Genomic DNA, 23912 nt, shown 5'->3' on the forward strand with positions numbered 1-23912 from the left:
TGTCACAAAAAACACAAAGGTTTGATGATGAAAAACATAGTATTGTGGATAGGAATGTGCGGATTTGTAACTCTAGCATATGCATTTGATGCGGATATTGATTTTAATGAGATTCCAAACTATGTCGAAGAATCTCCCTCTCAAGAATTTATCCCAGACATTCCGCGCGCAGGAAGTTTATTTGGCACAGGTGATAGACCACTCTTTGCCGATAGAAGGGCGATGAAACCTGATGATCTTATCACTGTGATTATTGAAGAAAATGCAACAGCAAATTTCACAACCAACAAAGCCTATAATGGAACAAGTGGCGGTGTTGTTACACCTCCTAGCATACAATATGGTGGTGCCGATGAAGAACAACAAAAAATCGCTCAAGAACTCAACAACCAAAGCGCCTACACTCTCACCAAAGCCAACAACACGACAAACTTTACTGGTGGTGGCAATCAAAGTCATACCGATGCGATTAACGCTACTATCACTGCACGCATCATCAAAGTGCTAGAGAATGGTAATTATTTTATTGCAGGACAAAAAGAGATCTTAGTTGATGGAGAAAAACAAATTCTACAAGTGAGTGGCGTGGTGCGTCCATACGATGTAGAAAAAAACAACACCATCCAAAGTCGCTATCTTGCCGATGCTAAAATCGCCTACCGATCTGTAGGACCTATCAGCCAAACGCGTAGCAAAAATCCAGTGAGTGATGGAATCGAGAGTGTGTGGCCATTTTAGATGAATCTCGCCATCATTCCAGCTAGAGGAGGCTCAAAGCGAATTCCATACAAAAACACTAAACCTTTTTGTGGTAAGCCTATCATAGCCTATGCAATCCAAAATGCCATACAAAGCGAAATTTTTGATGAAGTGATTGTAAGCACGGATTCAGAAGAAATCGCTACTATCGCTATACAATATGGCGCGAAAGTGCCATTTATGCGCCCACAACACTTAAGTGATGACCACACACCCACACTTCCAGTCATAGCACACGCCTTGCAAATGCAACAAGCCCAAGATCTTGATATGGTTTGTTGCTTGTATCCAACCACGCCACTTTTGCCTACACACGCACTCACACAAGCTTATACCATACTTTGCAAAGATCATAATGTGCGTTATGTGTTTGGAGCACTTGAATATACACATAGCCCTTGGCGAAGTTTTAGGCTAGATTCTATCTCGCTACCTACTCATACACATACCACCACACAAGAAGAGGCATTTGCTCCTACACTTTTATATCCACAATTTGAAAAGACACGATCCCAAGATCTCGCGCCACTTTATTATGATGCAGGGCAATTTTATTTTGCTAAGGCTTTGAATTTTATGCAACAAATACCCATATTTGCCCCACATTCTCGCGCTCTTATCCTAAATCCTTTGTATGCTCAAGACATAGATACATCACAAGACTGGCAACTTGCTGAACTAAAATACCAACTTGTGCATACAACAAATGCCAAATGACACTCTATTATTTCTATGATGATGGCGCTAAAGCTGGATTAGGACACTATCGCCGCATACACCTACTCGCACATAAAATCGAACACATAACAACGCACCAAAAAATAGAACATGTGTTTTGTCCCATATCAACGCATACATTACAACACCTAGAGAATCTACACACGTTTTGCACCAATATACACCCACAGCAAACTTTAGGTGCGATAGTAGATAGCTATATCTTTGGAGCAAAGCATTTTGCCTTGTTAGATTCAGTATTTCCACGCCTTTTGTGTCTTGATGATGAAAATCGCAATGTATATCCACCAAAAAGCTTTATTCTTAATGGCACAATTAATGCCCATAAACTCTATCCTCACCACACTAATCAATATATACTAGGCACAGACTTTGCACTTTGTGATGAGATATTTACGCCTATACCCTTAGCACAAGAAAAGGTGCATGCAATATTTGTAAGTTTTGGAGGCAGTGATCAACAAAATTTCAGCACACAGATTCTATCATTTATCCAATCTAGTATGCCCTCTTGTACCATACACCTTGTATTGGGTCAATACTATCCTCACCCGACACCCACAGGAGAAAACCTTATATGCCACAATGCCCTTAGCACACTGCAAATGCAGCAAGTCATGCAACAATGTGATATTGCCATAAGTGCAGGTGGTGGCACACTCATAGAACTCGCCCAAAGCCTTATACCTACCATTATGATTGAATCTGCACCAAACCAACACTTTCAAATCACGCAGTTTGCTACACTTGGTGCATTTAAACATGCCAAAAGCCTTGCACAAATCCCAGAGATTTTACGATCGCTTGCACCTCAATCCGTGCGCCAAAGTATGAAAAATACTCTAACAACTTTGCATTTTGGGCAAAATATACAATCTGCTCTAAGGAATATCTTTGGCTTATAATGTTGCATGGAGATCGCGTGGGAGGAAACAATGAATTATACAATACGTGGCTATGAAGCAAGAGATTTTTGCTCTTGTGATAAACATATGTTAGAAGAAATTTTAGCTATCCGCAACACACCACAAGTCGCACAATGGATGTATAGCACACATATCACGCACAAAGGACATTTTGAGTTTGTCAAACATCTAAAGCAAGATCCAACGCAACGCTATTGGGTTATTTTGCACAAAAATTGTATCCTTGGAGTTGGATCACTCACGCGCATACGATACAAACATGCTTATCTTGGAATCTATACCAACCCACACGTCACACATATCACGCACAAGGGGCAAAAAATACTACACGTTATCGAGCATATTGCCCTTAAAGAGTTTGGTTTGCATACTTTGTTTTTGGAAGTAATGAGCACCAATAAACGCGCCCTAGATTTCTATCAAAAGGCTGGATTCACACATAATGGCATTTTGCAAGATTTTGTGTTACATGATGATGTATTTTGTGATGTGTGCATTATGAGCAAAACACTCAAACAACATCTTACAATCCAATCCACACAAATGACACACACGCCTCTAATTGTAGCAGAGCTTAGCGCTAATCACTGCGGAAGTTTAGAGATCGCGCGTCAATCACTCTATGCAATCGCCAAAAGTGGTGCAAATGCCATAAAACTCCAAACCTACACGCCAGATTGTCTCACGCTTGATGCAAAAAATCAATACTTTAAAATACAAAAGGGGCTATGGAAAGATACATACCTCTATGAACTTTATAAAAATGCACAAACGCCTTGGGAATGGCATGAAGAGCTTTTTAAATTAGGGCGAGATTTGGGGTTACTTGTCTTTAGTTCGCCATTTTCTAAGCAAGGGGTAGATTTTTTAGAATCTCTTAATTGCCCTATGTATAAAATTGCGAGTTTTGAGGTGCTAGATCTTGAGCTTATAGAATATGTGGCAAGACTAAAAAAACCTATGATACTCTCAAGTGGTATAGCCGATGAACGAGAACTCCAAGAAGCAATAACACTATGCAAGAAGCATGGGGTGCGTGATATTACGCTACTTTTATGCACAAGTGCTTATCCTGCACCATTAGATTCTATGCACCTAGCAAGTATGCGTGCATTTGGGCAGAGATTTGGTGTAAAGTTTGGACTCTCTGATCATACGCTTGGCACTCTGTGTGCGAGTATGGCTGCAACACTTGGGGCTAGTATGATAGAAAAACACTTCATTTTAGACAAAAATTTGCAAAGCCTAGATAGTGCATTTAGCCTTGATGCAAAAGAATTTAGTGAGCTTGTCAAAGATATTGCGCGTGTGCGTGAGATTATGGGAAATGAGAATTTTAGAATATCACAAAAACATGGGCGTGAGTTTGCTAGAAGCATTTGGGTAGCACGAGATATAGCAATGGGTGAAGAACTCACAAGAGAAAATATCAAAATATTGCGACCAAATGGTGGGCTACATCCACGAAATTATGAAACCCTTTTAGGGCGTAAAGCATCACGCGATCTCAAATTCGGAGAACCACTCACTCAACAAGATTTCATCTAAATGTGTATCATGGAGAATTTTCATGTAAAATATCCCAAAAACACCCCCAAGCCTTGACTTTTGTATAAAACTCGCTAAAATATGCGCGTCTCTAAAAAATTTTATCACAAGGGGTTTATCATGAACAAGGCTACTTTTGTTGAACTTGTTAAAATTGCAGGAAAGTTTGAAACAAAAAAAGATGCTGAAAGAGCAGTAAATGCTTTTATAGAAGCTGTAACTAAAGCACTTGCTAAAAAAGAAAGTGTTGAATTAGTTGGTTTTGGTAAATTTGAGACTGCTATCCAAAAAGCAAAAACAGGTAAAGTTCCTGGAACCAACAAGACATATACTACTAAAGAAAAGAGAGTTCCTAAATTTAGACCTGGTAAAGGTTTGAAAGACCTTGTGAGCAAAAAATAACTTTGCTTACTTTCTAGGGATATGCCCTAGATTCTCTTTTTTTAATTCTTTTTTGTATTCTTTTATTTCATTAGCGTATCAAGACTTTCTTTAATATTCTTTCCTTCTGTGATCGCATACACTTCGTGTGCAATAGGCACATAAATGCCTTTTTCTTGTCCAATTTTTGTGATAGCTTCTGAAGTTTTTACACCTTCTGCAACCTCTCCTAGCTCACACAGAATATCTTGCATTGTTTTGCCCTTTGCAAGTCCTAATCCCACACGATAGTTGCGCGACATTGTAGAATTTGATGTCAAAAACAAATCTCCAGCACCAGAGAGACCCAAAAATGTCTCCATCTTTGCACCAAAATGCTCGCCAAAACGATTCATCTCCACAAGACCACGCGCCAATAATGAGGCTTTGGCGTTTGCTCCTAGATTCAATCCATCGCAGATTCCTGCAGCAATAGCGATGACATTTTTATACGCTCCAGCTATCTCACCGCCTATCACATCAAGACTTTCATAGGTTTTAATAAAACTTGGCATAAGTGCTCCAAACTCTTGAGCAAGCAAAAGATTATGTGCATGAATCACAAGTGCGCAAGGCAATGATTGTAGCACTTCTGAAGCGAAACTTGGACCACACAGATAGGCGACATTATTTTGTGATGTGTATTGCGCATAAATATCACTCACAAATGCGTTATGCGCAGTTTCTATGCCCTTAGAGGCAGCAAGAATCTTACAATCTTTGGGTAATGCTATACCTCCCAACCAATCCCTTAAGGCATTTGTTGCAATTGCTATGACAAAATATTCACTCATCAAGGCTTCAGTAAGCTCTACTTGCCTAATATTTGCAGCGACCATATCCCTCACATCACGCCTAGATACAATGCACACTTCGTTTTTTTGCGAAAGCGAAAAAGCTAAAGCCCTCCCCCAAGATCCACCACCAAAAACACTCACGCTAGCCATAATTATTTCCAGCACTCTGTATTGGTAATCCCCACACTAGAAGCCTTAAAGCGTGGATCTTTTCCTGCCTTGCGTTGCACTTCATAATCATGCAACACACGCAATGCAATGTTTCCAAGCAATACAATTGCTACAATATTGATAATAGCCATAATTCCCATAAAAATATCTGCCAAATCCCACGCAAGATCAAAACCTATCTGTGTCCCAACAAAAACCATAAGCACCGCACTTGCACGAAAAATATTAAGAGCTATTTTGTTATCGGTAATAAACTTAAAATTCATCTGTGCATAAAAAAAATTACCAATAAGCGAAGTGAACGCAAAAAGTATAACAGCGACACTCACAAAATGCAATCCAAACTCTCCCAAATATCCCTGCATGACCTTTTGCATAATCGGCATCCCCTTTAGCCCATGAAGATTCTCTTGAGAACAAAGCACCATGAGCGCAGTAGCGGTGCAAATTATAATTGTATCAATAAACACAGAGAGTGTTTGCACCATGCCTTGTTTAGCTGGGTGTGTAGTGTGTGCGGCAGCTGCAGCATTTGGTGCAGAACCCATACCTGCCTCATTAGAAAACAAACCACGCTTGATACCTATCACCATAGCACTTCCAGCAAAACCTCCAAAAATTGCCTCAAAATCAAAAGCTTGTTCAAAGATATGCATGAACACACGAGGCAATTCAGCAAAATGCATTATGATCACAAAAGCCGCAACACCAAAATACCCAATTGCCATAATTGGCACAAGCACAGAAGCAATAAATGCAGAAGATTTATGTTTACCATAAAAAAATCCCACTACCGATATTGACAACAAAATACCAAGGAAGATTGTAAAATAACTATTTTGAAATGAATCTTGACCTATGTATATCTCAAAAACAGAAGTAAGCGTGTAAGCTTGTAAGCCATTAAACCCGTATGTAAAACACGCTATAAGCGAGATAGCAAACACAATCCCAAAACTTCTAGAACCCAATGCGCTTTGTATATAATATGCAGGACCACCTTTATAATTATAAGCACCATCTTTGCGTTTATACACTTGCGCAAGCGTACTTTCTACAAAGGCACTCGCTCCACCAAGCAAAGCAGTAACCCACATCCAAAAAAGCGCACCCACGCCTCCGACACTCATTGCAACTGCCACACCCACAATATTTCCTATTCCTACGCGCGATGCAGTAGAAATCATCAATGCCCCAAATGATGATACATGCTCTTCATGTGATTTTTCGCGCAAAATCTTTAAGACTTGTGGCAAAAAGCGAAATTGAATAAATCGTGTGCGAATACTAAAATAGATTCCACACGCAATAAGCATAAAAACCAAGAGATATGTATAAAGAAAGGCATTGATAGACTCAAAAAAAAGCATAATATGTTGCATAAACTCCCCTTTGCCAGTAGTAATTTTACTATCATAAAGTCCTTAATCTTACATTTTTCTTAGACCTACTGCCACCAAAAGCACAAAAATAGTAATTCCAAGTCCCAAAAAAAGCTCTAAAAGCCCATAAAGTCGTATAAATGGCTGGGTAATGAGTGGCGAGGCAAATTGCCCTAAAAACATAAAAGAGCTCATAAAGCCCATAGCCTTACCTGTATGATGAGGTTTAGCAATACTAAAAAGATATGAATTGTTATTGACAACAATAAGACCACAGCCACAGCCAAGCAAAATAAGCGCAAATAGCACAACCAAATATGTATGAAACACAAAAAAGATTAAAAACGCACTTCCCATGGCAGCTAAAGCTATGAGATACACTTGTTTAATACTAAGGTAGATTCTAATACGCTCATAAAAAAGCGCGATAATACCAAACGATAATGCAGAAATTGCCATAGAAATTCCCACAATCTTTGGACTCTCATGCAAATACTGCGTGATAAAAAATGGTAAGCGCGTGGGTGAGACAAAATACGTAGCCATGACAAAAAAGCCCATAAAATATACTGGAATAAATGGACAGATTCTAAAAGGCTCATCATCTACATGTTCTTGTGGTATGTGTTTAGGCGTTTTTGGCTCAAAAAGATATATACTTGCCAAAATAAAAAATACAAAACCCAAAAAATATACCAAAAATGGATAACGCCAACTCAATGCAGATAAATACCCAGCTATACTTAAAAATACTGCACTTCCTCCGGCTGTGGCAAAACCCTGAACTCCAAGCATTTTTTGTCGCTCATTACCTGTATAATAACTCGCCACTAATATCGAAGCGGAAGTCATCACAAATGCCGTAGCTATACCAAAAACACAACGCGAAATCAGAATATAATAAATATTATCAAGCCAGAATCCAAGCACCCCTGCACTACTCCAAATTACCATCGAAGGAAGCAAGAAACGCAATTTTCCAAATGTATCAATTGCTATGCCAGCTATAGGTGAAAAAAACACTACAAAAAGCGAGGGAATAGTAAGAATCAGTGGGACAAGCACATCAGCGTGAGGAATATGAGCAAAATGCTCACTAAGCGCAGGAAGTGAGGGTGAGATAACAACATTTCCAAGCACAGTCATTGAAGTGCTTGCAAACAATGCCACCAAAAACAGAGGCTTGTGTGTCAGCGTATGAATCTTTTTGTCAAGTTTTGTCATAGACATACTACAATCATATTAAAGATTACATAACTTACATTTATATACGAGTTACGACAAAAACGTTTGTTCCAAATATTTTGTATGAATAACAGAATCATGAAAATCTTTATTTTCCATCATTTTGATATGAAAAGGAATGGTTGTTTTGATACCTTCGATACAAAATTCCTTAAGTGCGCGATGTATTCTAACGATAGCTTCTTGTCTATTGTGTCCCCATACAATGAGCTTACCTATCATAGAATCATAATGCATAGGAACACTATAACCACCATACGCATGAGTGTCAAGACGCACATTGGCACCACCTGGGCTTATCCATTTGGTAATTTTACCTGGGCATGGATAAAATTTTTCAGGATCTTCAGCAGTGATGCGACACTCTATACTATGTCCCCTAAACGTAATACTCTCTTGTGGTGGGAGTTTTTCGCCTTCAGCAATACGTATCATCCATTCTACAAGATCTAGCCCGCTAATCATCTCACTCACAGTATGCTCGACTTGCAAACGCGTATTCATCTCCATAAAATAAAAATCTTCGTAATTTGCATCAAGCAAAAATTCAAATGTCCCAGCACCCACATAACCAATATATTTAGCCGCCTTGACTGCTGTTTCTAAAAGTTTTTGTCGCACTTCTTCTTTAAGCACAACTGCAGGAGCTTCCTCGATAAGCTTTTGTTGTCGTCTCTGTGCCGAACAATCACGCTCACCAATATGCACAACATTGCCATGCTTATCGGCTAGAATCTGCACTTCGATATGCTTTGGATTACGAATAAATTTTTCCATATAAATTGTGCCATCACCAAACGCACTTACCGCTTCAGATTCAGCTGCAAGATACAGATTCTTTAAAAATTCAGGTTTTTCAACTACGCGCATACCGCGTCCACCACCACCTGCAGCAGCTTTTAAAATCACAGGATAGCCTATTTCTTCAGCAACCTTTTGGGCTTCTTTATAATCTTTAAGTGCGCCATCACTTCCCATGATCACAGGCACACCTGCTTCTTTCATCACATCTTTAGCCTTGGATTTATCGCTCATAAGCACCATTACTTCACTGCTAGGTCCGATAAATTCGATATTATGATGCGCACAAATCTCTACAAAGTTTTGATTTTCAGACAAAAATCCATAACCCGGAAAAATTGCATCGGCATCAAAAAGTTCTGCTGCGCTCATAATGGCTGGGATATTGAGATAACTCTGACTTGACTTGTCTCCACCTACGCATACCTTTGCATCGGCTATATCAAGATAATGTGTGTTTTTATCGGCGGTAGAATAAATAGCAATAGCTTGCTTACCCATTTCTTGAATAGTCCTAATAGCTCTTAGTGCGATTTCTCCGCGATTTGCTATTAAGATTCTTTGTATTTTTTTTGTGCCCATAGGAATACCTTAGAGTTTTTGGATACGCACAAGGTTAGTACTAAACTCAACTGGTGTAGCATCATCTACCTCAATAGAAAGAATCTTACAATCACATTCTGCTTCAATCTCATTCATAATCTTCATCGCTTCAATAATGCCGATAGTCTGTCCTTTTTTAACCGTATCACCAACATTGACATAAGGGGCTGCACCCGGGCTTGGGCAACGATAAAATGTTCCAACCATTGGAGAAGCGATAAATTCTCCACCTTGGGCTTGTGGAGCCACTGGAGCTGGTGTAGAAGCCAAGGCTTGTGATGCTTCATTTGAAACTACAGGAGATACAACTGGAGCTTGTGGAACACTCACTGGAGCAACACTTGTGTATTTCTCAAGCTTTAACTCAAACTCTCCGTCTTTAAGATTGAGTTTTGCGATTTGACTATTTCCAAAAACTTCCATAAGTTTTTTGATTTCTTGTAAGTTCATCTAACCCACCTTCTAAAATTCAAAATTTAATCTGCTATAATACCACATTTTCAAGTAAAGCAAGGTTATTTCTTAGCCTATCTTGCAACTTCACAATAATGAGGGGTGTTTATGGGTCTTAAATCAGATACTTGGATACGAGAAATGAGTTTGCAAAATGCGATGATAGAGCCATTTTGTGAAAAGCAAGTGAGTAAAGAAACCATTAGTTATGGACTTTCTAGCTATGGTTATGATATTCGTGTAGGTGAAGAGTTTATGATCTTTAGCAATATAGGTGCTACATTAGTAGATCCCAAGAATTTCAAAGAAGAAAATGTAATCATAAAACGTGTCAAAGAATATTGCATTATCCCTCCAAATTCTTTTGCACTAGCCCATAGCATAGAATATTTCAAAATGCCTCGCGACACGCTTGCCATTTGCCTTGGTAAAAGCACATATGCACGATGTGGAATTATTGTCAATGTTACGCCATTTGAGCCAGAATTTGAAGGACATATCACTATAGAAATTTCCAATACTACGCCACTTCCGGCTAAAATCTATGCTAATGAAGGGATTGCGCAAGTCTTATTTTTACAAGGCGATGAAATATGCGAGGTAAGTTATAAAGATAGAGGTGGTAAATACCAAGGGCAAAGAGGCATTACTTTGCCGAAAATTCTCAAACACTAAACCTAATTACTGCTTAAATGCCCAAAATCGGCTAACCACATAACCTACAAGCGTATAGGCTACTTGCGCGCAAAGAAGTGTTATATATTCGTTAATTCCAAAGATTCTGTGTGTAACACTAAGCACGATCATACTTGCACCATAAGCCACACCCATAGCAACAATAAAACGCACAAAATCTTGTTTATGCGAATTTTGGGATTTGAAAGTAAATTTTTTATTTAGCACGTAAGAATTTAGGACACCAAAAATCGTGCCTATGGTTTGGGAAAGCTCTACCATGACACCAAAATATGTAAGCACAAAAGCACAGCCTAAGCCTACAAATGTATTTATGACGCCCACACATATATAAAGCACTAACGAATGTGAGAGCACAGCCTGTAGTTTCTTACGCATACAAAACCTAAAATATTCTTATGACTTCTGCGACACCAAAGAATCACTAGTGCTTTGTGAATCTACATTAGATTCCGTATCCTCATCTTGTATGCTTTCATCATTTTCTTTATGCACATAGCGTTCATATCCCTTAAATTCTATGATTGTGCAAGCAGGATATGTTTCGATTCTATGATAACGATTATCAATAAGTCTTAATCGCTTACCAGCAGTCTCTGGATTACATCGCGCATCAGTTTTAAGCTTATCCCAATCTTCAGATTCTGGAATAACCTCTAATTGCTCATCTGGCACATCACCCCAACCATAATGTTTCATCACTGTGCGCACCCACCATTTTCCATCAGTAAGAGATACGAGACGCTTCATTATGCGATTGCTTTTTGAAGAATTTTCCAAAACAGGTGATGAGGTAACCCAACCCTTAATCCTAAAAAGATAATCTTCGGATGAGGCTTGTTTGGGGACAATATTTGCCAAATCATTTAAAAGAATGGTAACCCTGAAAGTTTGGTATTCATTCTGTTTAGAAAGTGCATTACCATAAGAGTTTGCAAACACTACAAGCGACCAAGAAAAGAAACCAACCACAATCGCAGAAAGCACGAAAAATAATCTTTGAGCGCCATTTCTTGTGGCAAGTTTTTCAGAATTTGTTCGCTTTTGATCCTCTCTCTTATATGCCCATCCCCGCCATGCGCTAACGACATAAATCGCCAAAGCCGCGGTAAATACGCCTATACCAATAAATGCACGAGGACGCGTAAGAGGTTGAGAAAGCACAAGGTATGTGCCATATGAAAGACAAATACCAAGCACAAGTGCGATCATTGCTATACCAAGCGCTAGAATCTTATTGATTTTAGACTGCACTAACGCAGATAACAAGAAAAATACCACAAGAAGTAGGAAACAAATCTTGATACCACTCCACCCAAAATCATGCCACAAATAATCAAGATACATATCAAGATTGCGCATAAACCCGCTAATTAATTCCTCTTTTGGAAGCATACTTGTGCTTGCTTGAGCGTGTGACATAGGGTGCATAATAAAGAGCTTAAAAATACCAAGCGCAATGAGATAATTTGTAAGTGAGACTGCGACAAAAATAATAGTTTTTTTCAATCCAGCATTTGTTTGGTTAAACATCAAAAATGCAAAAAATAACACCAAAATAACTTCTATCCCGCTACTTGCTTGATATGTCATACACATTCCCAAAGAAGAGAGAATCCCTACAGGGATATAGGCGCGCATATGGTGAATAAATACAAATGGAATCACACTAAACAGCACAGAGAGCGCCATATAAGGCGAATCATAACGGAATGAAAGCTCCTCTAAGAAATAAGGCGAAAGCCCAATGGGTAATGAAGCGATGATACCTAAAACCGTCAAGCGTTTTTTATGTGGGACTTCACTCTCTTCCCATATGCTATCTTCTTTTTTCCAAATAACCTCACGAATGCTCCACACCAAAATCACAGAAGCAAAGCTTAAAAACCCAATAGCAACAAGCTGTGTAAGCGGTGCAATATCAGCAAGCACGGTATCCATATGCATAAAAGTAGCCAAAAACCAACTAATATAGCGTGAAAAGTTATCCCATTCTTTATAGCCGATAACCGCACGATTCCAATCATCGATATAATACACATCAGCACGAATAAGGGCCATAATCCCTACAAGATACAAGGAAAATGCTATAAAGACATACTTCCAAAATCCCTGTGTGTGAAAAAATGCCCATGAAGTGATAACAAACTCTTTAAGGGCTTTTGAAAATATATTTCTGCGCATTATTTCTCCTTGGTGGTATGTAAAGATTGTGTTTCTTTAAAATCTTCTAAAATATAGATAGGACGCATTTTGACTTGCTCATAGATTCTTGCGATATATTCTCCAATCACACCCAAAAGCATCAACTGAATCCCACCAATAAAACTAATAAGCACGATAAGACTTGGGTATCCAGGCACGAGATTTCCATACAAAAGGGTAAATATGAAACGATAAATTCCATACCCAAATGCAAAAAGACTAATGATCGATCCAAGCACAAACGCGATTCTAAGAGGTGCGGTACTAAAGCTTACAATACCTTCAATAGCGTATTTAAAGAGTTTCCAAAAACTCCAACTAGAAGATTCTTTAAAATGCGGGATATATTCATATTCAAGACATTGTCTTTTAAATCCTACCCACGCAAACATTGCCTTTGAAAATCGATGATATTCTTTCATCTCTAAAAGCGCATCAATCACTTCTCTATCCATAAGGCGAAAATCGCGCACACCAGATTCAATTTTGACTTCTGAAATGAGATTAGAGAACTTATAAAACATTTCACTTAGTGCTGCACGTATCTTACTCTCGCCAGCTCGTGTCGTGCGACGCGCATACACGACTTTTATTTCGCGCCTAGAATCTAGCCAAATTTGTATCATTTGTGGTATGAGACTAGGAGGATCTTGCAAATCCGCATCCAATAAAATTACACCTTCGCCTCTTGCTTTTTGCAGTCCTGCTAAAATCGCTGCTTCCTTGCCAAAGTTACGCGAAAAAGAATATACATTGATACGATATGCGGAATCTGTATGGTTTGTTTGCATATCATACAAAATTTCTAAAGTCTTATCCTTGCTCCCATCGTTGACAAAAATGAGTTCATAAAAAGGCTTACTATCTTGGGGGAAGAGATGTTTTACTCCACTCATAGTTTTTGTGATTTCCTCTAAAAACTTTGGGAGAGACACCTCTTCGTTATAGCAAGGCACAACGACTGAAATATGTGTAGAATCTAACTCCTGCATACACGCCTCCATACCAATGAAATGTATTTGTAAGAATACAAGTGGGATTGTATACTTTTTTTGCTAAGTCTTTTGTTAAGTGCGTAAAATCTTCACACACTTATGCAAGCTTTCGACAAGATATTGTATATCCTCTATGGTGTGTGTATAGTGCAAACTTATGCGGATCCATCCGGGGCGTTTGTGGGGGTTTTGGAGCAAATCACAAAGAAGTTTTTGTGATTGTGGTGCAGTAAATTCTAGCGAATCTAACTCCATAAGATAATGCCCATAAGGTCCAGCGCAACTACAGCCAGCACGAGTTTGAATCCCAAATTTTTGGCTTAAAAGCATACTTAAATCAAATGGCGAAACACACGCGATATTAAAACTAAAAATTCCTAGATTCTCTGTTGTCTCACTCTGATGTCCATACAATGTCAATGCCGGAATGCTTTTAAGCTCTTTGAGAAAAATATGGCTTAGCACCCTCTCACGACGCCTAATGTGTTCTAGCCCAATCTCATTACGAAGCTGATAGGCAAGTGCTGCACGCAAAAATCCGATGATATAAGGAGTGCCTGCTTCTTCTTTGTGCGCGAGACTTTGGACATAGAGTTGTCCATTATCATTTGCATACTCAATCGTGCCCCCACCGCTAAAACTTGGTATAGGATTCTGACAAAGGCTTTTTCGCACTGCAAGTAAACCGCAACTCTGCACACCACCAAGTAATTTATGAGGCGCAAGAAAAAGTGCATCAAAACAATGCGAGGGAATATTCATATATGGTGAGCTACTTGCGGCATCAAAGGCGAGGATACCCTTAAGTGCATGGCGTCTAAACACATGCGCAATCTCTTCAAAAGGCGATATAATACCACTTACATTGGAAGCAAGAGCGATGGAAGCGATTATCTCATCATTGTGATAATTTTGAAGCTTGTTGCTAAAATCATTCACACAAAAATGCCCCATGGAATCTAAAGCAATCTTTTGTATCTCACACAAACCCTCGCGCAAGCTAATTTCGTTAGAATGATGTTCGTATGAACTAATAAAAACCTTAGGAAGTTTTGGTAGTGAATCTAGCGACAATCGCTCTCGTGTAGCTGGTGGGATATAGATCCCTAAGAGTTCTTGAAACTTCTTAATCGCTCCACTTGCGCCAGAACCACACCCTATCAACACAAATTCATCATCAAGCTCAAGACTTTTAGCGAGCCTAAAGCGTGCCTCCTCATACAATGCCCCCATAGCTCGTGCATGCGTAGCAGAAAATGAATGTGTATTGGCATAAAAAGGCAAAATCTCTTGTATGCGAGATTCTATGACTGCATACGCAAGTCCTGAAGCCGTCCAATCAAAATACGTGCTTTGTGAATCTAAGATCGTGTGCTCACGCACCTCCTCCAACACCTCATCAAAACCCATATCCGCACGACTTAGTAAGGGTGCAAAAAATTTTTGAATAAATGATTGAATATCCATGTCAATAAGATTCTATAATTTATTTAGATTCTATGATATATGGCACACTATGCACTCCTGCCTGTGCGACTGCTTGGCTAATTTCTAAGACTTTTTGATTTTGCAAATCTTTTGGCTTATATTCCCTGCTATAGATTGTTGTAAGCAACGCGAGATTTTTAGATTCATCATTTGTTTTTTTGTCAAAAATTTCACTGGCTTTTTTGATCGAATTTTCACCCAAAAATCCCACAATCAGCATAGCAACATTACTAGATTCTAAGCGCGAAGAGAGATTCTCAAGCTCTTTTAAACAATACGGACACATCGGATCAGAGATTATATACATAGTATTTTGTGTAGGTTTTTTTGCCTTAAATGTGATCACTTGGTCTTTGTAAGTGTCAAAAAGTTTTATGGCTTTTGCATCAACTTTAGCCTTTTGAGCGTTTGTAAATTCTGTCTGTATGCGATCAAATTTTGTCAAAAATGTATTATCCCTACTCCACATCAACTCACCAATGCCAAAAAGCACCTCACCATCACTAGAGCCAAAAAGCATAATCTGCTCACCATTTTGGTTATGCTCCAAAACCACCGCAAGGAGATTATGTCCTAACTCTTGTGTGCTAAGCACTTTTGCTGGGATTTTTTTAGAATCTAAAAGCGTTTGGAGTTTTTGCTTTGCATTATCCGCACCCCAAAGGCTACACACACATATCATAATAGCAAAAAAAACTCTCATGCATACCCCTTATTATAAAACTTATTTAGAAAATTTTGCGTTGGGATTGTAAGCTTTTTGCTCTTTTAATGGGCTTAAATTTCACACATAACCACTCATAGCCAATACTCTCTCAAGATATTTTTTAGACATTTTGTTATAATGTTTCATAAAAATTGACTGCAAAAGGAGCATTATGACTACAGATATCAAAAAAGTAGTTTTGGCATATAGCGGTGGGCTTGATACAAGCGTGATTCTCAAATGGCTTGGAGACACGTATGGTTGCGAAGTGGTAACCTTTACAGCAGACATTGGGCAAGGTGAAGAAGTAGAACCTGCACGAGCAAAAGCCTTGAAATTAGGCATAAAACCGCAAAACATCTTTATTGATGATTTGCGTGAAGAATTTATACACGATTTTGTATTTCCTATGTTTAGGGCAAATACGATTTATGAGGGGGAATATCTCCTTGGCACAAGCATCGCGCGCCCATTAATTGCCAAAAGACTTGTAGAAATCGCTAGAGAAGTAGGTGCTGATGCCATAGCGCACGGAGCAACTGGCAAAGGTAATGACCAAGTGCGATTTGAGCTTGGAGCTTATGCACTAAATCCTGATATAAAAGTCATTGCACCTTGGAGAGAATGGGATTTAAATAGTCGTGAAAAACTTTTGGCTTATGCAGAATCTGCAGGCATTGAGATTGAAAAAAAGCAAAACAAATCGCCCTATTCAATGGACGCAAATCTCTTACATATAAGCTATGAAGGACAGATTCTAGAAGATCCAAATGTTGCACCTGAAGAAGATATGTGGCGATGGAGCGTAAGCCCCAAAAATGCCCCTGATACCCCAACCATTATTACGATTAGTTTTGAAAAAGGCGATGGCGTGGCAATCAATGGCGAGAAGCTAAGCCCTGCAGAATTTTGGGCAAAACTCAACAAGCTTGGCGGTGAAAATGGCATTGGGCGACTTGATTTGGTAGAAAATCGCTATGTGGGTATGAAATCGCGTGGGTGTTATGAAACTCCGGGTGGAACAATCTATCTAAAAGCACATCGTGCCATAGAATCTCTATGTCTTGATAGAGAAGCGGCACATTTAAAAGATTCGCTAATGCCAAAATATGCCGAGCTTGTTTATAATGGCTATTGGTTTAGCCCAGAGCGCGAGGCATTACAAGCGTTGATTGATAAAACACAAGAAAAAGTCGAGGGTGTCGTGAGAGTAGAGCTGTATAAAGGTAATGTAACCGTGTTAGGTAGAGAATCCAAAAACTCCCTCTTTAATGCAGCTTATAGCACCTTTGAGGAAGATTCTGTGTATAATCAAAAAGACGCTACAGGGTTTATTAAGCTCAATGCACTAAGATTTATCATCGCCGGGAAAGCAAGAAAGTAAGCACAAATGCAACAACACCTAAATAAAATTGATACAATAAATCTTGGTTCATATTATACCCCAAGATTCATTGTCGATATTGCTTACCAAATACTAGAAAGTAAAATTGAGGATCTGAAGAGTTTTTTATTTTTTGATAGCTCTTGTGGTTATGGAGATTTTTTTATTAAAAAATATAAATATTTGGGGGCTGATATTGATGAAATTGCATTAAAGAAAGTGGATCAATCTATAAAAACTATCAATACAAATTCACTTTTAAATGTTTCTCGAGCAAAATTCAATATTGATGAAAATCAAAAATTAATCATTATAGGAAATCCTCCCTATAATGATAAAACTTCAATAGTGAATAATTCCATAAAAAAAGAAGTGTTTAAAATGGATTCTAAATTAATGCATAGAGATTTAGGAATCTCATTTTTACGTTCATTTGCGGTTCTTAAGCCACAATATATTTGTGTCTTACATCCTCTTTCTTATTTGATTAAGCAGACAAATTTTAATGCTTTATTTGATTTTAAAAGTAATTATAGACTTCTTGATTGTTTAATTATTAGCTCCGCATTTTTTACAAACTCAAAAACATTTTTCCCTATTGTTATTGCATTATATGAAAAGAATAATAAGGGAATGGATTTTAATTTTATTAAAAACTATGAGTTTAAAACTTATGAAGGACAAACTTTTGTGTTAAATAAATTTGATTTTATAGGTAATTATATTACAAAATATCCAAATCCAAAGGATTCCAGAAAGGAGGTGGCATATTTTCATACGATGCGTGATATCAATGCACTCAAACGAAATGCCACATTCATGCCAAATTACAATTCAAATACCATTAGGGTATTTAGTGAGAATGTAAAATACTACTACTATGTTCATCATTTTAAAAAATTTGCAAAAGACTTGCCCTATTATTTTGGTAACTTAGATGTTTTTATTAATCACAAAGAGTTTATAAAAATTGAAAAAGAGTTCTTGAGTTTAGATGATAATTCTAGTATTAAAAATTATTTTAATAGGTTATTTAGGGAGTATGTATGTGCTTAAAGTATGAATTTCCACTAAGCAAAGTAACGGGTAAGATTCGTATTAAAGAGAGGTTGGCATTTAGTGATTATGGAATCCCAGTTCCTCCGACAAGAACAATTATTACGCATAAGCATTATATAGAATGGCAGATAGGTTATGATAAATTAGTAGATGGCAATGAAGAGTATCGTTTTATTGGTGCTAATGGAAAAAGAAAACAAATATATGAGCTAAGTGAATTTTTAGAATACGTATTAAAATATAAGCTTATAGACTGCAGGGCATTAAAAGTATTAAAATATGAAATTCAAAATAATAAGGATTTTATAGAATATAGAGAAAAAATAACAAGAAGCAATTTTACAAAAGAGGCAATGAATAATTTAACTTTTTTTAAAATCAAGTGTCAGCTATCCACTTTTAGTTCATCAATTTTCAAACAAAGACCTACTTTGCGAAATTATCATAAAAGAAAAACAATATGCAGTTGGCATTATGCCAATGCTCTATTTTTGCGTGGCATTAAGCAGCTTAAAGGATTCCAAGAATCAAAGTTTTGTTGGGAGATGCATACAAAGCAAAGAGAATGGTTATTTGGAGATAAATAAACAAAATATAGAAGTATTTATTCAAATGTTTAGAATCTTTGGAATGCTTAGCAAAACACATCAATATGATTGCTTGCAAATATTAGATTATATACTTTAATTTAAACTTAATCATTGTGAATTATTTTCAAAATATATTTTTTGATTAATGGTTAAGTCCTGTTATCTAATCACACACAATTTGTGTGCCAATGCCTTCTTTGGTAAAAAGCTCCAAAAGCAGTGAATGCTCGATCCGCCCATCAATAATATGTGCTTTTTTGACACCATGTTGCACACACCCCACACATGCCTCAAGTTTTGGGATCATACCGCCACTAATAACACCACGCTCTTGCAAAGATTCTATAGCACGAGGTGTGAGCGAACTAATAAGCTCTTTGCGCTCATCAAGTACACCTGGAATATCGCTAAGAAAAATAATCTTGCTTGCTTGCAATGCCTTTGCAATCTCACATGCCGCGATGTCGGCATTAATGTTATACCCCACGCTATCTTCTCCGCTTGCAATAGGTGCAATGATTGGCACAAACCCTTCATACAATAGTTTCTCAAGTAATTGTGTATTGACACTTGTGATCTCCCCTGTGTAACCAAATGTACCATTATCTTTGGCGCGCGCACTAAGCATCATACCATCTTTGCCACTTATCCCTACTGCACGAGCCCCATGGAGATTTAAAAATGCCGTAAGTTCTTTATTAATCTCGCCACTTAGCACCATCTCTACAACCTGCATACATTCTTTGCTTGTTACACGATAACCATCAAGAAAATGGCTCTGTATCTCTAGTTTAGCAAGCATTTCATCAATGCGTTTTCCACCACCATGCACGACAACAGGGCGAATTCCAACCATATACATAAGCACCAAATCAAGTGCAAAATTTTCTTTCAAATTGGGGTTTAATTGTGCAGCGCCGCCATATTTAATGACAATTATTTCCTCACGAAACGCACGAATAAAGGGAATAGATTCCAAAAGGACATTAACTATTTTTTGCTGTGTTTTGTAAGTTTTTTGCATAGAGCGCCTTTGATAAGAAATTTATCTTTTTGCATTATTATTACCTAAAAAACATTAAGGAGCACATAATGAAAAACATTGTATTGCTAGATTCACAAACATTGGGAGAATGTGATTTGAAGGTCTTTGAGCAGTTTGGTAATTTCACACATTATCCCACCACAAATCCGCAAGAAATACTACAACGCTGTCAAGATGCGCATATTATCCTTACAAACAAAGTTATTCTTAACGCTGACACATTGGCAAAATTGCCAAAACTAGAGCTTATTTGTATCACTGCAACAGGGACAAATAATGTAGATCTTGAATACGCTAAACAAAGAGGAATTATCATCAAAAATGTCGCCGGGTATTCCACAAACGCAGTAGCACAACACACGCTTATGATGGCATTATATTTTTTAGGGAATCTAGGGTATTACGACAACTATTGCAAAAGTGGAGAATGGAGCACAAATGCCATTTTTACACATATCAAAGATCCTATTAGGGAACTTGATGACCTCGAATGGGGCATAATAGGGCTAGGCACGATAGGACAGAGGGTAGCACAACTTGCGCAAAGCTTTGGAGCAAAAGTAAGCTATCACTCCACAAGTGGAAACAATAAAAATACACAATATCCACACAAAGATTTGGATTCACTTCTACGCACAAGTGATGTAATTTCTATCCATGCCCCACTTAATCCACAAACAAATAATCTCTTAAATGCGAGTAATCTCACACTCCTTAAAGATCATACAATCTTGCTTAATGTGGGTCGTGGTGGGATTGTGAATGAAGCCGATATTGCCCATATTTTAGAAACTAAGCCATTTTACTTTGGCGCTGATGTCTTGGTAAAAGAACCTATGGAATCTAATCATCCACTCCTAAATCCAAAAATTGCACACAAACTCCTTATTACACCACATTATGCGTGGGCATATGACAAAGCACGCACAAGGCTATTAGAGGGTGTTATCAAAAATATTGCAGAGTTTGTAAAATAAATTTTTGTTCATGCTTTTGGAATCAAAGTATTTTTAGGATACAATCCCAAGCTTTTGGATCGCAATCTTACATTAAGGAGTGAATAAATGATGAAAAAAACTTTGGTTTCCTTGGCAGTATGTGGAACATTAGGTAGCATAAGCGGGACAGAGATTATAGTTTCTCCCTTTGGGTATCTCACAGGTATGTATCAATCAACGCCTACCGACAAATTTGCATTTCATGTGCGAAGTGGGGCGGATTTTAATATCAATAATAGTGGCTTTTCTTTTGGGCTTGGTGCTATTGGTTTATGGAATATTCCTCTAGATAGCAACCAACTTTCAAATAGTGTAGGGGATATTTCTGATGCCTATCTCCAATACAAACGCAGTGTCAAAACAAATGAAGGCAACACAAAAGAAACACTGCACGCATCTGTCGGGCGTTTTAATAGTGATTTTTTGCGATCTGATTGGTTAGCTGGAAATATACAAGGTATTGGGGTACGCTATTCTGTCTCAAATCGTTTTGATCTATACGCAAGTTACTTTAACTCTTATCTCAACACTGGCTACAAACGAGGGCAAATCGGAACAAAATACGGAACTTCTATAGCTAATCTTACACCATTTAGCCCTAATACCAAAGATAGATATATTGGTGGTGAAGTGATTATGGCGGGGATAAGCTTCACAGAAAAACAAAAGTTTTTGTTTGATATTTTTGGGCTTGTGAATTCTTCTTTACCAAATACTCTCCCAGCAGTACCAAATACTAACAGAGGCTCATCACTACTTGGACAAGTTGGTGCAACCATTAGTTTTAATATTGCTACATCCAAAGAGGGTTTTCAAGCTAGAACAACCTTGCGTGGTTTAGCGCAATATGGCAATACAGATAGACGAGATGCGCCAGATAGACTTGGACAAGATTTTAGCTTCCTTGCATGGGCAGATGAAAAACTCACAATCTATAATGATTTCTATATTGGTGCAGGCGCACATTATGTAGGCGGACGCGAAGGTATGGGAGGTATTTGGAGTATTACTGATGCGACTCGTTATTATGGTAATACAATGGGTCTAGCTAGCACCACTATGGGCTATATTGCACCATACTTTTTCAATAATACAATAACTGCATATGTGTATGGTGGAATTGATTATAAACGCTTTGCATTGCATGCTTTGGCTTCATTTATCGACTATCAAGAGTTTTCACTTATGGCACAATATAGATTCTGGGAGCAAAATGCTATGAGTTTAGAAGCTGGTGGAGGTTTTATCCACTATAAATTCGATGGGTATAGCACACAAACAACCATACCATACTATGCACTTATCCCAACAAGCCAAAATACTTTCAATGTTTTCGTGCGATTTAACTACTAAAGGGTAAGACTTGGAAGAGATTATACAAGGTCTGCAAACTTGGGGTTATATGATCCTATTTTTATATAGCCTCGGTGGAGGCTATATGGGATTAGTCGCTGCAGCGACTATGAGCACTCTCAATCAGCTAGATATCACGCTTTGTATTCTTATAGCATTTTTGGCAAATGTGCTTGGAAGTTCATTTCTCGCATATATTGCCAGACATTATAAAGCAGATATTCTGCCTATGTTTGCCAAATATTCGCGCCAAATTGCCCTCACACAACTTTGGATTCGCAAATATGGCAAAATCAGCATTTTTATTGGTAAATATATTCAACTTATTCGCATTATAGTGCCTATTGCTGTGGGGATTAGTCGCTATAAATTTAGTCTTTTTTTGCTATACAATGCCATTGCATCGCTTGTTTGGGCAGTTTTGATAGGATGTATCACATTTTTTTCAAGTAATGCCGTGCTTACCTTGATGCAAAAACTCGATGTGCATCCATATATTTTGCCAGTTGTGCTTATATGTTGGGGGATATGCATTGCATTTTTGATACACAATGCCTCACGCAAGATTCACAAAAAACCCAAATCTACTCACGCGTAAGAATCTTGTCACCAAAACCCTCTGTATTTTTCATAAAATCTCGTGCTTCTTGCTCGCTCTTAAATCCTTGCAAGAACACGCGATAGAGAATTTCATTGTTTGCATCGTACATTTCTTTGATAATAGTCGTATATGGTGGATATTTGTCATATTGTTCTTTAGTTATACGCGCACCCTCTTGTTTTTTAAATACCCCTAACTGCAGAGTAAAATTCCCGCCTGCTATACTTTTTGGTGTCTCTCCAACATGAAATTCCTCTTGCAACACCTCATCATTATTTAGCTCATCTTTAGATTCTGTATGAATCACACCCTTAAATCCAATCACTTCAAGGCGCACTTTTGCTGTGCCAACCTTTATCATATCAATATCTTTTGCAGCAGCATTACTTAGATCAATAATGCGCCCATCAACAAATGGTCCCCTATCATTAATACGAACAATGGTGCTTTTGCCATTCTCAAGGTTATAAACCTTTACCACCGTATTCATAGGAAATGTTTTGTGTGCTGCGGTGTGTGCATACATATTGTATGTTTCACCATTAGAGGTTTTTTTGGCGTGAAAATTAGGTCCATACCAACTTGCCAACCCATCAAAACGATCACCAAGTTTCACTTCCTCGGGGTGATACCATTTACCAGCAATTTGATAGGGCTTCATGGTAGCATTTTGGATAGCCGGAGATTCTCGCATGGTGTTTCCACCTATATTAGTATCTGCACCACTTTTAAACGCATCAAGATCATCGTAACTATCCGAAAAACTATGATATGTATTAGTATTGCCATGTTCAAAAGTGCGTTTTTGGGTATTTTTATAGCTACCCCAATCCTCGTATTCACCAAAAGAACCCTTACCACCATTATAAGCACTTGTGCTTGCACAACCACACAATACCCCTATAAGTCCGATACAAATATATGTGATGCATGTAGAATACACCATTGC

Annotated in this window: 23 protein-coding genes and 2 pseudogenes; 13 read left to right on the plus strand and 12 right to left on the minus strand. The window is 38.0% G+C overall.

What is annotated here, in order from left to right; all coding sequences use genetic code 11:
* Window positions 1-27 precede the first annotated feature (27 nt).
* The 6 genes and pseudogenes from flgH (at window position 28) to C6H22_RS02245 (ending at window position 4373) form a co-directional block, all read left to right on the plus strand.
* Window positions 28-738: a flagellar basal body L-ring protein FlgH gene (gene flgH, locus C6H22_RS02225; RefSeq protein WP_104693707.1), complete on the plus strand. Its 711-nt coding sequence runs from the start codon at window positions 28-30 to the stop codon at window positions 736-738.
* Complete coding sequence (pseF, locus tag C6H22_RS02230; protein WP_104693708.1) at window positions 739-1476, plus strand: pseudaminic acid cytidylyltransferase; 738 nt, start codon at window positions 739-741, stop codon at window positions 1474-1476.
* Window positions 1473-2402, plus strand: coding sequence for a hypothetical protein (locus tag C6H22_RS02235; RefSeq protein ID WP_104693709.1), 930 nt, complete (start codon window positions 1473-1475; stop codon window positions 2400-2402). The genes pseF and C6H22_RS02235 overlap by 4 nt, the downstream gene beginning before the upstream one ends.
* Window positions 2403-2432: 30 nt before the next feature.
* A pseudogene (gene pseH, locus C6H22_RS08820) lies at window positions 2433-2912 on the plus strand (UDP-4-amino-4,6-dideoxy-N-acetyl-beta-L-altrosamine N-acetyltransferase); the annotation flags it as partial.
* Between the two features lie 54 nt (window positions 2913-2966).
* Entirely contained in the window at window positions 2967-3971 is a 1005-nt protein-coding gene (pseI, locus tag C6H22_RS02240; protein WP_233707000.1) for a pseudaminic acid synthase, read from the plus strand.
* Window positions 3972-4091: 120 nt separating this feature from the next.
* A complete protein-coding gene (locus C6H22_RS02245) occupies window positions 4092-4373 on the plus strand; it encodes an HU family DNA-binding protein (RefSeq protein WP_104693711.1) in 282 nt (93 codons plus the stop codon).
* A gap of 62 nt (window positions 4374-4435) precedes the next feature.
* Here the strand turns inward: C6H22_RS02245 and C6H22_RS02250 are convergent, their stop codons facing one another.
* From C6H22_RS02250 to accB, 5 genes are read right to left on the minus strand one after another with little or no spacing between them, the layout of a single operon-like run.
* Window positions 4436-5338: an NAD(P)H-dependent glycerol-3-phosphate dehydrogenase gene (locus C6H22_RS02250; protein ID WP_104693712.1), complete on the minus strand. Its 903-nt coding sequence runs from the start codon at window positions 5336-5338 to the stop codon at window positions 4436-4438.
* Window positions 5339-5340: 2 nt separating this feature from the next.
* On the minus strand, window positions 5341-6741 hold the full coding sequence (locus tag C6H22_RS02255; protein ID WP_104693713.1) for an alanine/glycine:cation symporter family protein: 1401 nt from the start codon (window positions 6739-6741) through the stop codon (window positions 5341-5343).
* Window positions 6742-6789: 48 nt separating this feature from the next.
* Window positions 6790-7971, minus strand: a complete 1182-nt coding sequence (locus C6H22_RS02260) for an MFS transporter (RefSeq protein WP_104693714.1) — start codon at window positions 7969-7971, stop codon at window positions 6790-6792.
* A gap of 45 nt (window positions 7972-8016) precedes the next feature.
* On the minus strand, window positions 8017-9369 hold the full coding sequence (locus C6H22_RS02265) for an acetyl-CoA carboxylase biotin carboxylase subunit (protein ID WP_104693715.1): 1353 nt from the start codon (window positions 9367-9369) through the stop codon (window positions 8017-8019).
* Window positions 9370-9378: 9 nt separating this feature from the next.
* A complete protein-coding gene (gene accB / locus C6H22_RS02270; RefSeq protein WP_104693716.1) occupies window positions 9379-9840 on the minus strand; it encodes an acetyl-CoA carboxylase biotin carboxyl carrier protein in 462 nt (153 codons plus the stop codon).
* 111 nt (window positions 9841-9951) lie between these two features.
* On the opposite strand from accB, the gene dcd reads away from it, so the two are divergent.
* Entirely contained in the window at window positions 9952-10518 is a 567-nt protein-coding gene (dcd, locus tag C6H22_RS02275; protein WP_104693717.1) for a dCTP deaminase, read from the plus strand.
* Between the two features lie 6 nt (window positions 10519-10524).
* On the opposite strand, the gene C6H22_RS02280 is transcribed toward dcd, so the two are convergent.
* The 5 genes from C6H22_RS02280 to C6H22_RS02300 form a co-directional block, all read right to left on the minus strand.
* Complete coding sequence (locus tag C6H22_RS02280) at window positions 10525-10917, minus strand: GtrA family protein (RefSeq protein ID WP_104693718.1); 393 nt, start codon at window positions 10915-10917, stop codon at window positions 10525-10527.
* A gap of 18 nt (window positions 10918-10935) precedes the next feature.
* Window positions 10936-12723, minus strand: a complete 1788-nt coding sequence (locus C6H22_RS02285) for a glucosyltransferase domain-containing protein (RefSeq protein WP_104693719.1) — start codon at window positions 12721-12723, stop codon at window positions 10936-10938.
* Window positions 12723-13736: a glycosyltransferase family 2 protein gene (locus C6H22_RS02290; protein WP_104693720.1), complete on the minus strand. Its 1014-nt coding sequence runs from the start codon at window positions 13734-13736 to the stop codon at window positions 12723-12725. Before C6H22_RS02290 ends, C6H22_RS02285 begins: the two co-directional genes overlap by 1 nt.
* A 75-nt stretch (window positions 13737-13811) precedes the next feature.
* Window positions 13812-15206 (minus strand): aminotransferase class V-fold PLP-dependent enzyme, encoded by a 1395-nt coding sequence (locus C6H22_RS02295; protein ID WP_233706995.1) that lies wholly within the window; start codon window positions 15204-15206, stop codon window positions 13812-13814.
* A gap of 19 nt (window positions 15207-15225) precedes the next feature.
* Window positions 15226-15930, minus strand: a complete 705-nt coding sequence (locus C6H22_RS02300; protein ID WP_104693721.1) for a thioredoxin domain-containing protein — start codon at window positions 15928-15930, stop codon at window positions 15226-15228.
* Window positions 15931-16105: 175 nt separating this feature from the next.
* Between C6H22_RS02300 and C6H22_RS02305 the strand changes: the two genes are divergently transcribed.
* The 3 genes and pseudogenes from C6H22_RS02305 to C6H22_RS09155 form a co-directional block, all read left to right on the plus strand.
* Window positions 16106-17317, plus strand: coding sequence for an argininosuccinate synthase (locus C6H22_RS02305; protein WP_104693722.1), 1212 nt, complete (start codon window positions 16106-16108; stop codon window positions 17315-17317).
* Between the two features lie 6 nt (window positions 17318-17323).
* Entirely contained in the window at window positions 17324-18373 is a 1050-nt protein-coding gene (locus C6H22_RS02310; protein WP_104693723.1) for an N-6 DNA methylase, read from the plus strand.
* 432 nt (window positions 18374-18805) lie between these two features.
* Window positions 18806-19063 (plus strand): annotated as a pseudogene (locus C6H22_RS09155) (R.Pab1 family restriction endonuclease); the annotation flags it as partial.
* 66 nt (window positions 19064-19129) lie between these two features.
* Here the strand turns inward: C6H22_RS09155 and argB are convergent.
* Window positions 19130-19990: an acetylglutamate kinase gene (gene argB / locus C6H22_RS02320; protein WP_104693724.1), complete on the minus strand. Its 861-nt coding sequence runs from the start codon at window positions 19988-19990 to the stop codon at window positions 19130-19132.
* A 68-nt stretch (window positions 19991-20058) separates the two neighbouring features.
* Between argB and C6H22_RS02325 the strand changes: the two genes are divergently transcribed.
* The 3 genes from C6H22_RS02325 to C6H22_RS02335 all read left to right on the plus strand — a co-directional run bounded on the left by C6H22_RS02325 (window position 20059) and on the right by C6H22_RS02335 (window position 22960).
* Window positions 20059-20988: a D-2-hydroxyacid dehydrogenase gene (locus tag C6H22_RS02325; protein WP_104693725.1), complete on the plus strand. Its 930-nt coding sequence runs from the start codon at window positions 20059-20061 to the stop codon at window positions 20986-20988.
* 90 nt (window positions 20989-21078) lie between these two features.
* Window positions 21079-22362, plus strand: a complete 1284-nt coding sequence (locus C6H22_RS02330) for a hypothetical protein (protein ID WP_233706997.1) — start codon at window positions 21079-21081, stop codon at window positions 22360-22362.
* 10 nt (window positions 22363-22372) lie between these two features.
* Window positions 22373-22960: a DedA family protein gene (locus tag C6H22_RS02335; RefSeq protein ID WP_104693727.1), complete on the plus strand. Its 588-nt coding sequence runs from the start codon at window positions 22373-22375 to the stop codon at window positions 22958-22960.
* Here C6H22_RS02335 and C6H22_RS02340 read toward each other — a convergent pair.
* Complete coding sequence (locus tag C6H22_RS02340; protein ID WP_233706998.1) at window positions 22947-23906, minus strand: septal ring lytic transglycosylase RlpA family protein; 960 nt, start codon at window positions 23904-23906, stop codon at window positions 22947-22949. The genes C6H22_RS02335 and C6H22_RS02340 overlap by 14 nt on opposite strands.
* Window positions 23907-23912 lie beyond the last annotated feature (6 nt).

The organism is Helicobacter equorum (genome assembly GCF_900198655.1).
GTDB lineage: Bacteria > Campylobacterota > Campylobacteria > Campylobacterales > Helicobacteraceae > Helicobacter_F > Helicobacter_F equorum.

Bases quoted from the DNA above. Each gene is read 5' to 3' on its own strand.
- pseI (WP_233707000.1), top strand. From the start codon at position 2,967: ATGACACACACGCCTCTAATTGTAGCAGAGCTTAGCGCTAATCACTGC.
- C6H22_RS02300 (WP_104693721.1), bottom strand. From the start codon at position 15,930: ATGAGAGTTTTTTTTGCTATTATGATATGTGTGTGTAGCCTTTGGGGT.
- C6H22_RS02260 (WP_104693714.1), bottom strand. From the start codon at position 7,971: ATGTCTATGACAAAACTTGACAAAAAGATTCATACGCTGACACACAAG.
- C6H22_RS02285 (WP_104693719.1), bottom strand. From the start codon at position 12,723: ATGCGCAGAAATATATTTTCAAAAGCCCTTAAAGAGTTTGTTATCACT.
- C6H22_RS02295 (WP_233706995.1), bottom strand. From the start codon at position 15,206: ATGGATATTCAATCATTTATTCAAAAATTTTTTGCACCCTTACTAAGT.
- C6H22_RS02280 (WP_104693718.1), bottom strand. From the start codon at position 10,917: ATGCGTAAGAAACTACAGGCTGTGCTCTCACATTCGTTAGTGCTTTAT.
- accB (WP_104693716.1), bottom strand. From the start codon at position 9,840: ATGAACTTACAAGAAATCAAAAAACTTATGGAAGTTTTTGGAAATAGT.
- C6H22_RS02255 (WP_104693713.1), bottom strand. From the start codon at position 6,741: ATGCAACATATTATGCTTTTTTTTGAGTCTATCAATGCCTTTCTTTAT.
- C6H22_RS02245 (WP_104693711.1), top strand. From the start codon at position 4,092: ATGAACAAGGCTACTTTTGTTGAACTTGTTAAAATTGCAGGAAAGTTT.
- C6H22_RS02310 (WP_104693723.1), top strand. From the start codon at position 17,324: ATGCAACAACACCTAAATAAAATTGATACAATAAATCTTGGTTCATAT.
- C6H22_RS02265 (WP_104693715.1), bottom strand. From the start codon at position 9,369: ATGGGCACAAAAAAAATACAAAGAATCTTAATAGCAAATCGCGGAGAA.
- C6H22_RS02305 (WP_104693722.1), top strand. From the start codon at position 16,106: ATGACTACAGATATCAAAAAAGTAGTTTTGGCATATAGCGGTGGGCTT.
- pseF (WP_104693708.1), top strand. From the start codon at position 739: ATGAATCTCGCCATCATTCCAGCTAGAGGAGGCTCAAAGCGAATTCCA.
- flgH (WP_104693707.1), top strand. From the start codon at position 28: ATGAAAAACATAGTATTGTGGATAGGAATGTGCGGATTTGTAACTCTA.
- argB (WP_104693724.1), bottom strand. From the start codon at position 19,990: ATGCAAAAAACTTACAAAACACAGCAAAAAATAGTTAATGTCCTTTTG.
- C6H22_RS02330 (WP_233706997.1), top strand. From the start codon at position 21,079: ATGAAAAAAACTTTGGTTTCCTTGGCAGTATGTGGAACATTAGGTAGC.
- C6H22_RS02290 (WP_104693720.1), bottom strand. From the start codon at position 13,736: ATGCAGGAGTTAGATTCTACACATATTTCAGTCGTTGTGCCTTGCTAT.
- C6H22_RS02325 (WP_104693725.1), top strand. From the start codon at position 20,059: ATGAAAAACATTGTATTGCTAGATTCACAAACATTGGGAGAATGTGAT.
- C6H22_RS02250 (WP_104693712.1), bottom strand. From the start codon at position 5,338: ATGGCTAGCGTGAGTGTTTTTGGTGGTGGATCTTGGGGGAGGGCTTTA.
- C6H22_RS02235 (WP_104693709.1), top strand. From the start codon at position 1,473: ATGACACTCTATTATTTCTATGATGATGGCGCTAAAGCTGGATTAGGA.
- dcd (WP_104693717.1), top strand. From the start codon at position 9,952: ATGGGTCTTAAATCAGATACTTGGATACGAGAAATGAGTTTGCAAAAT.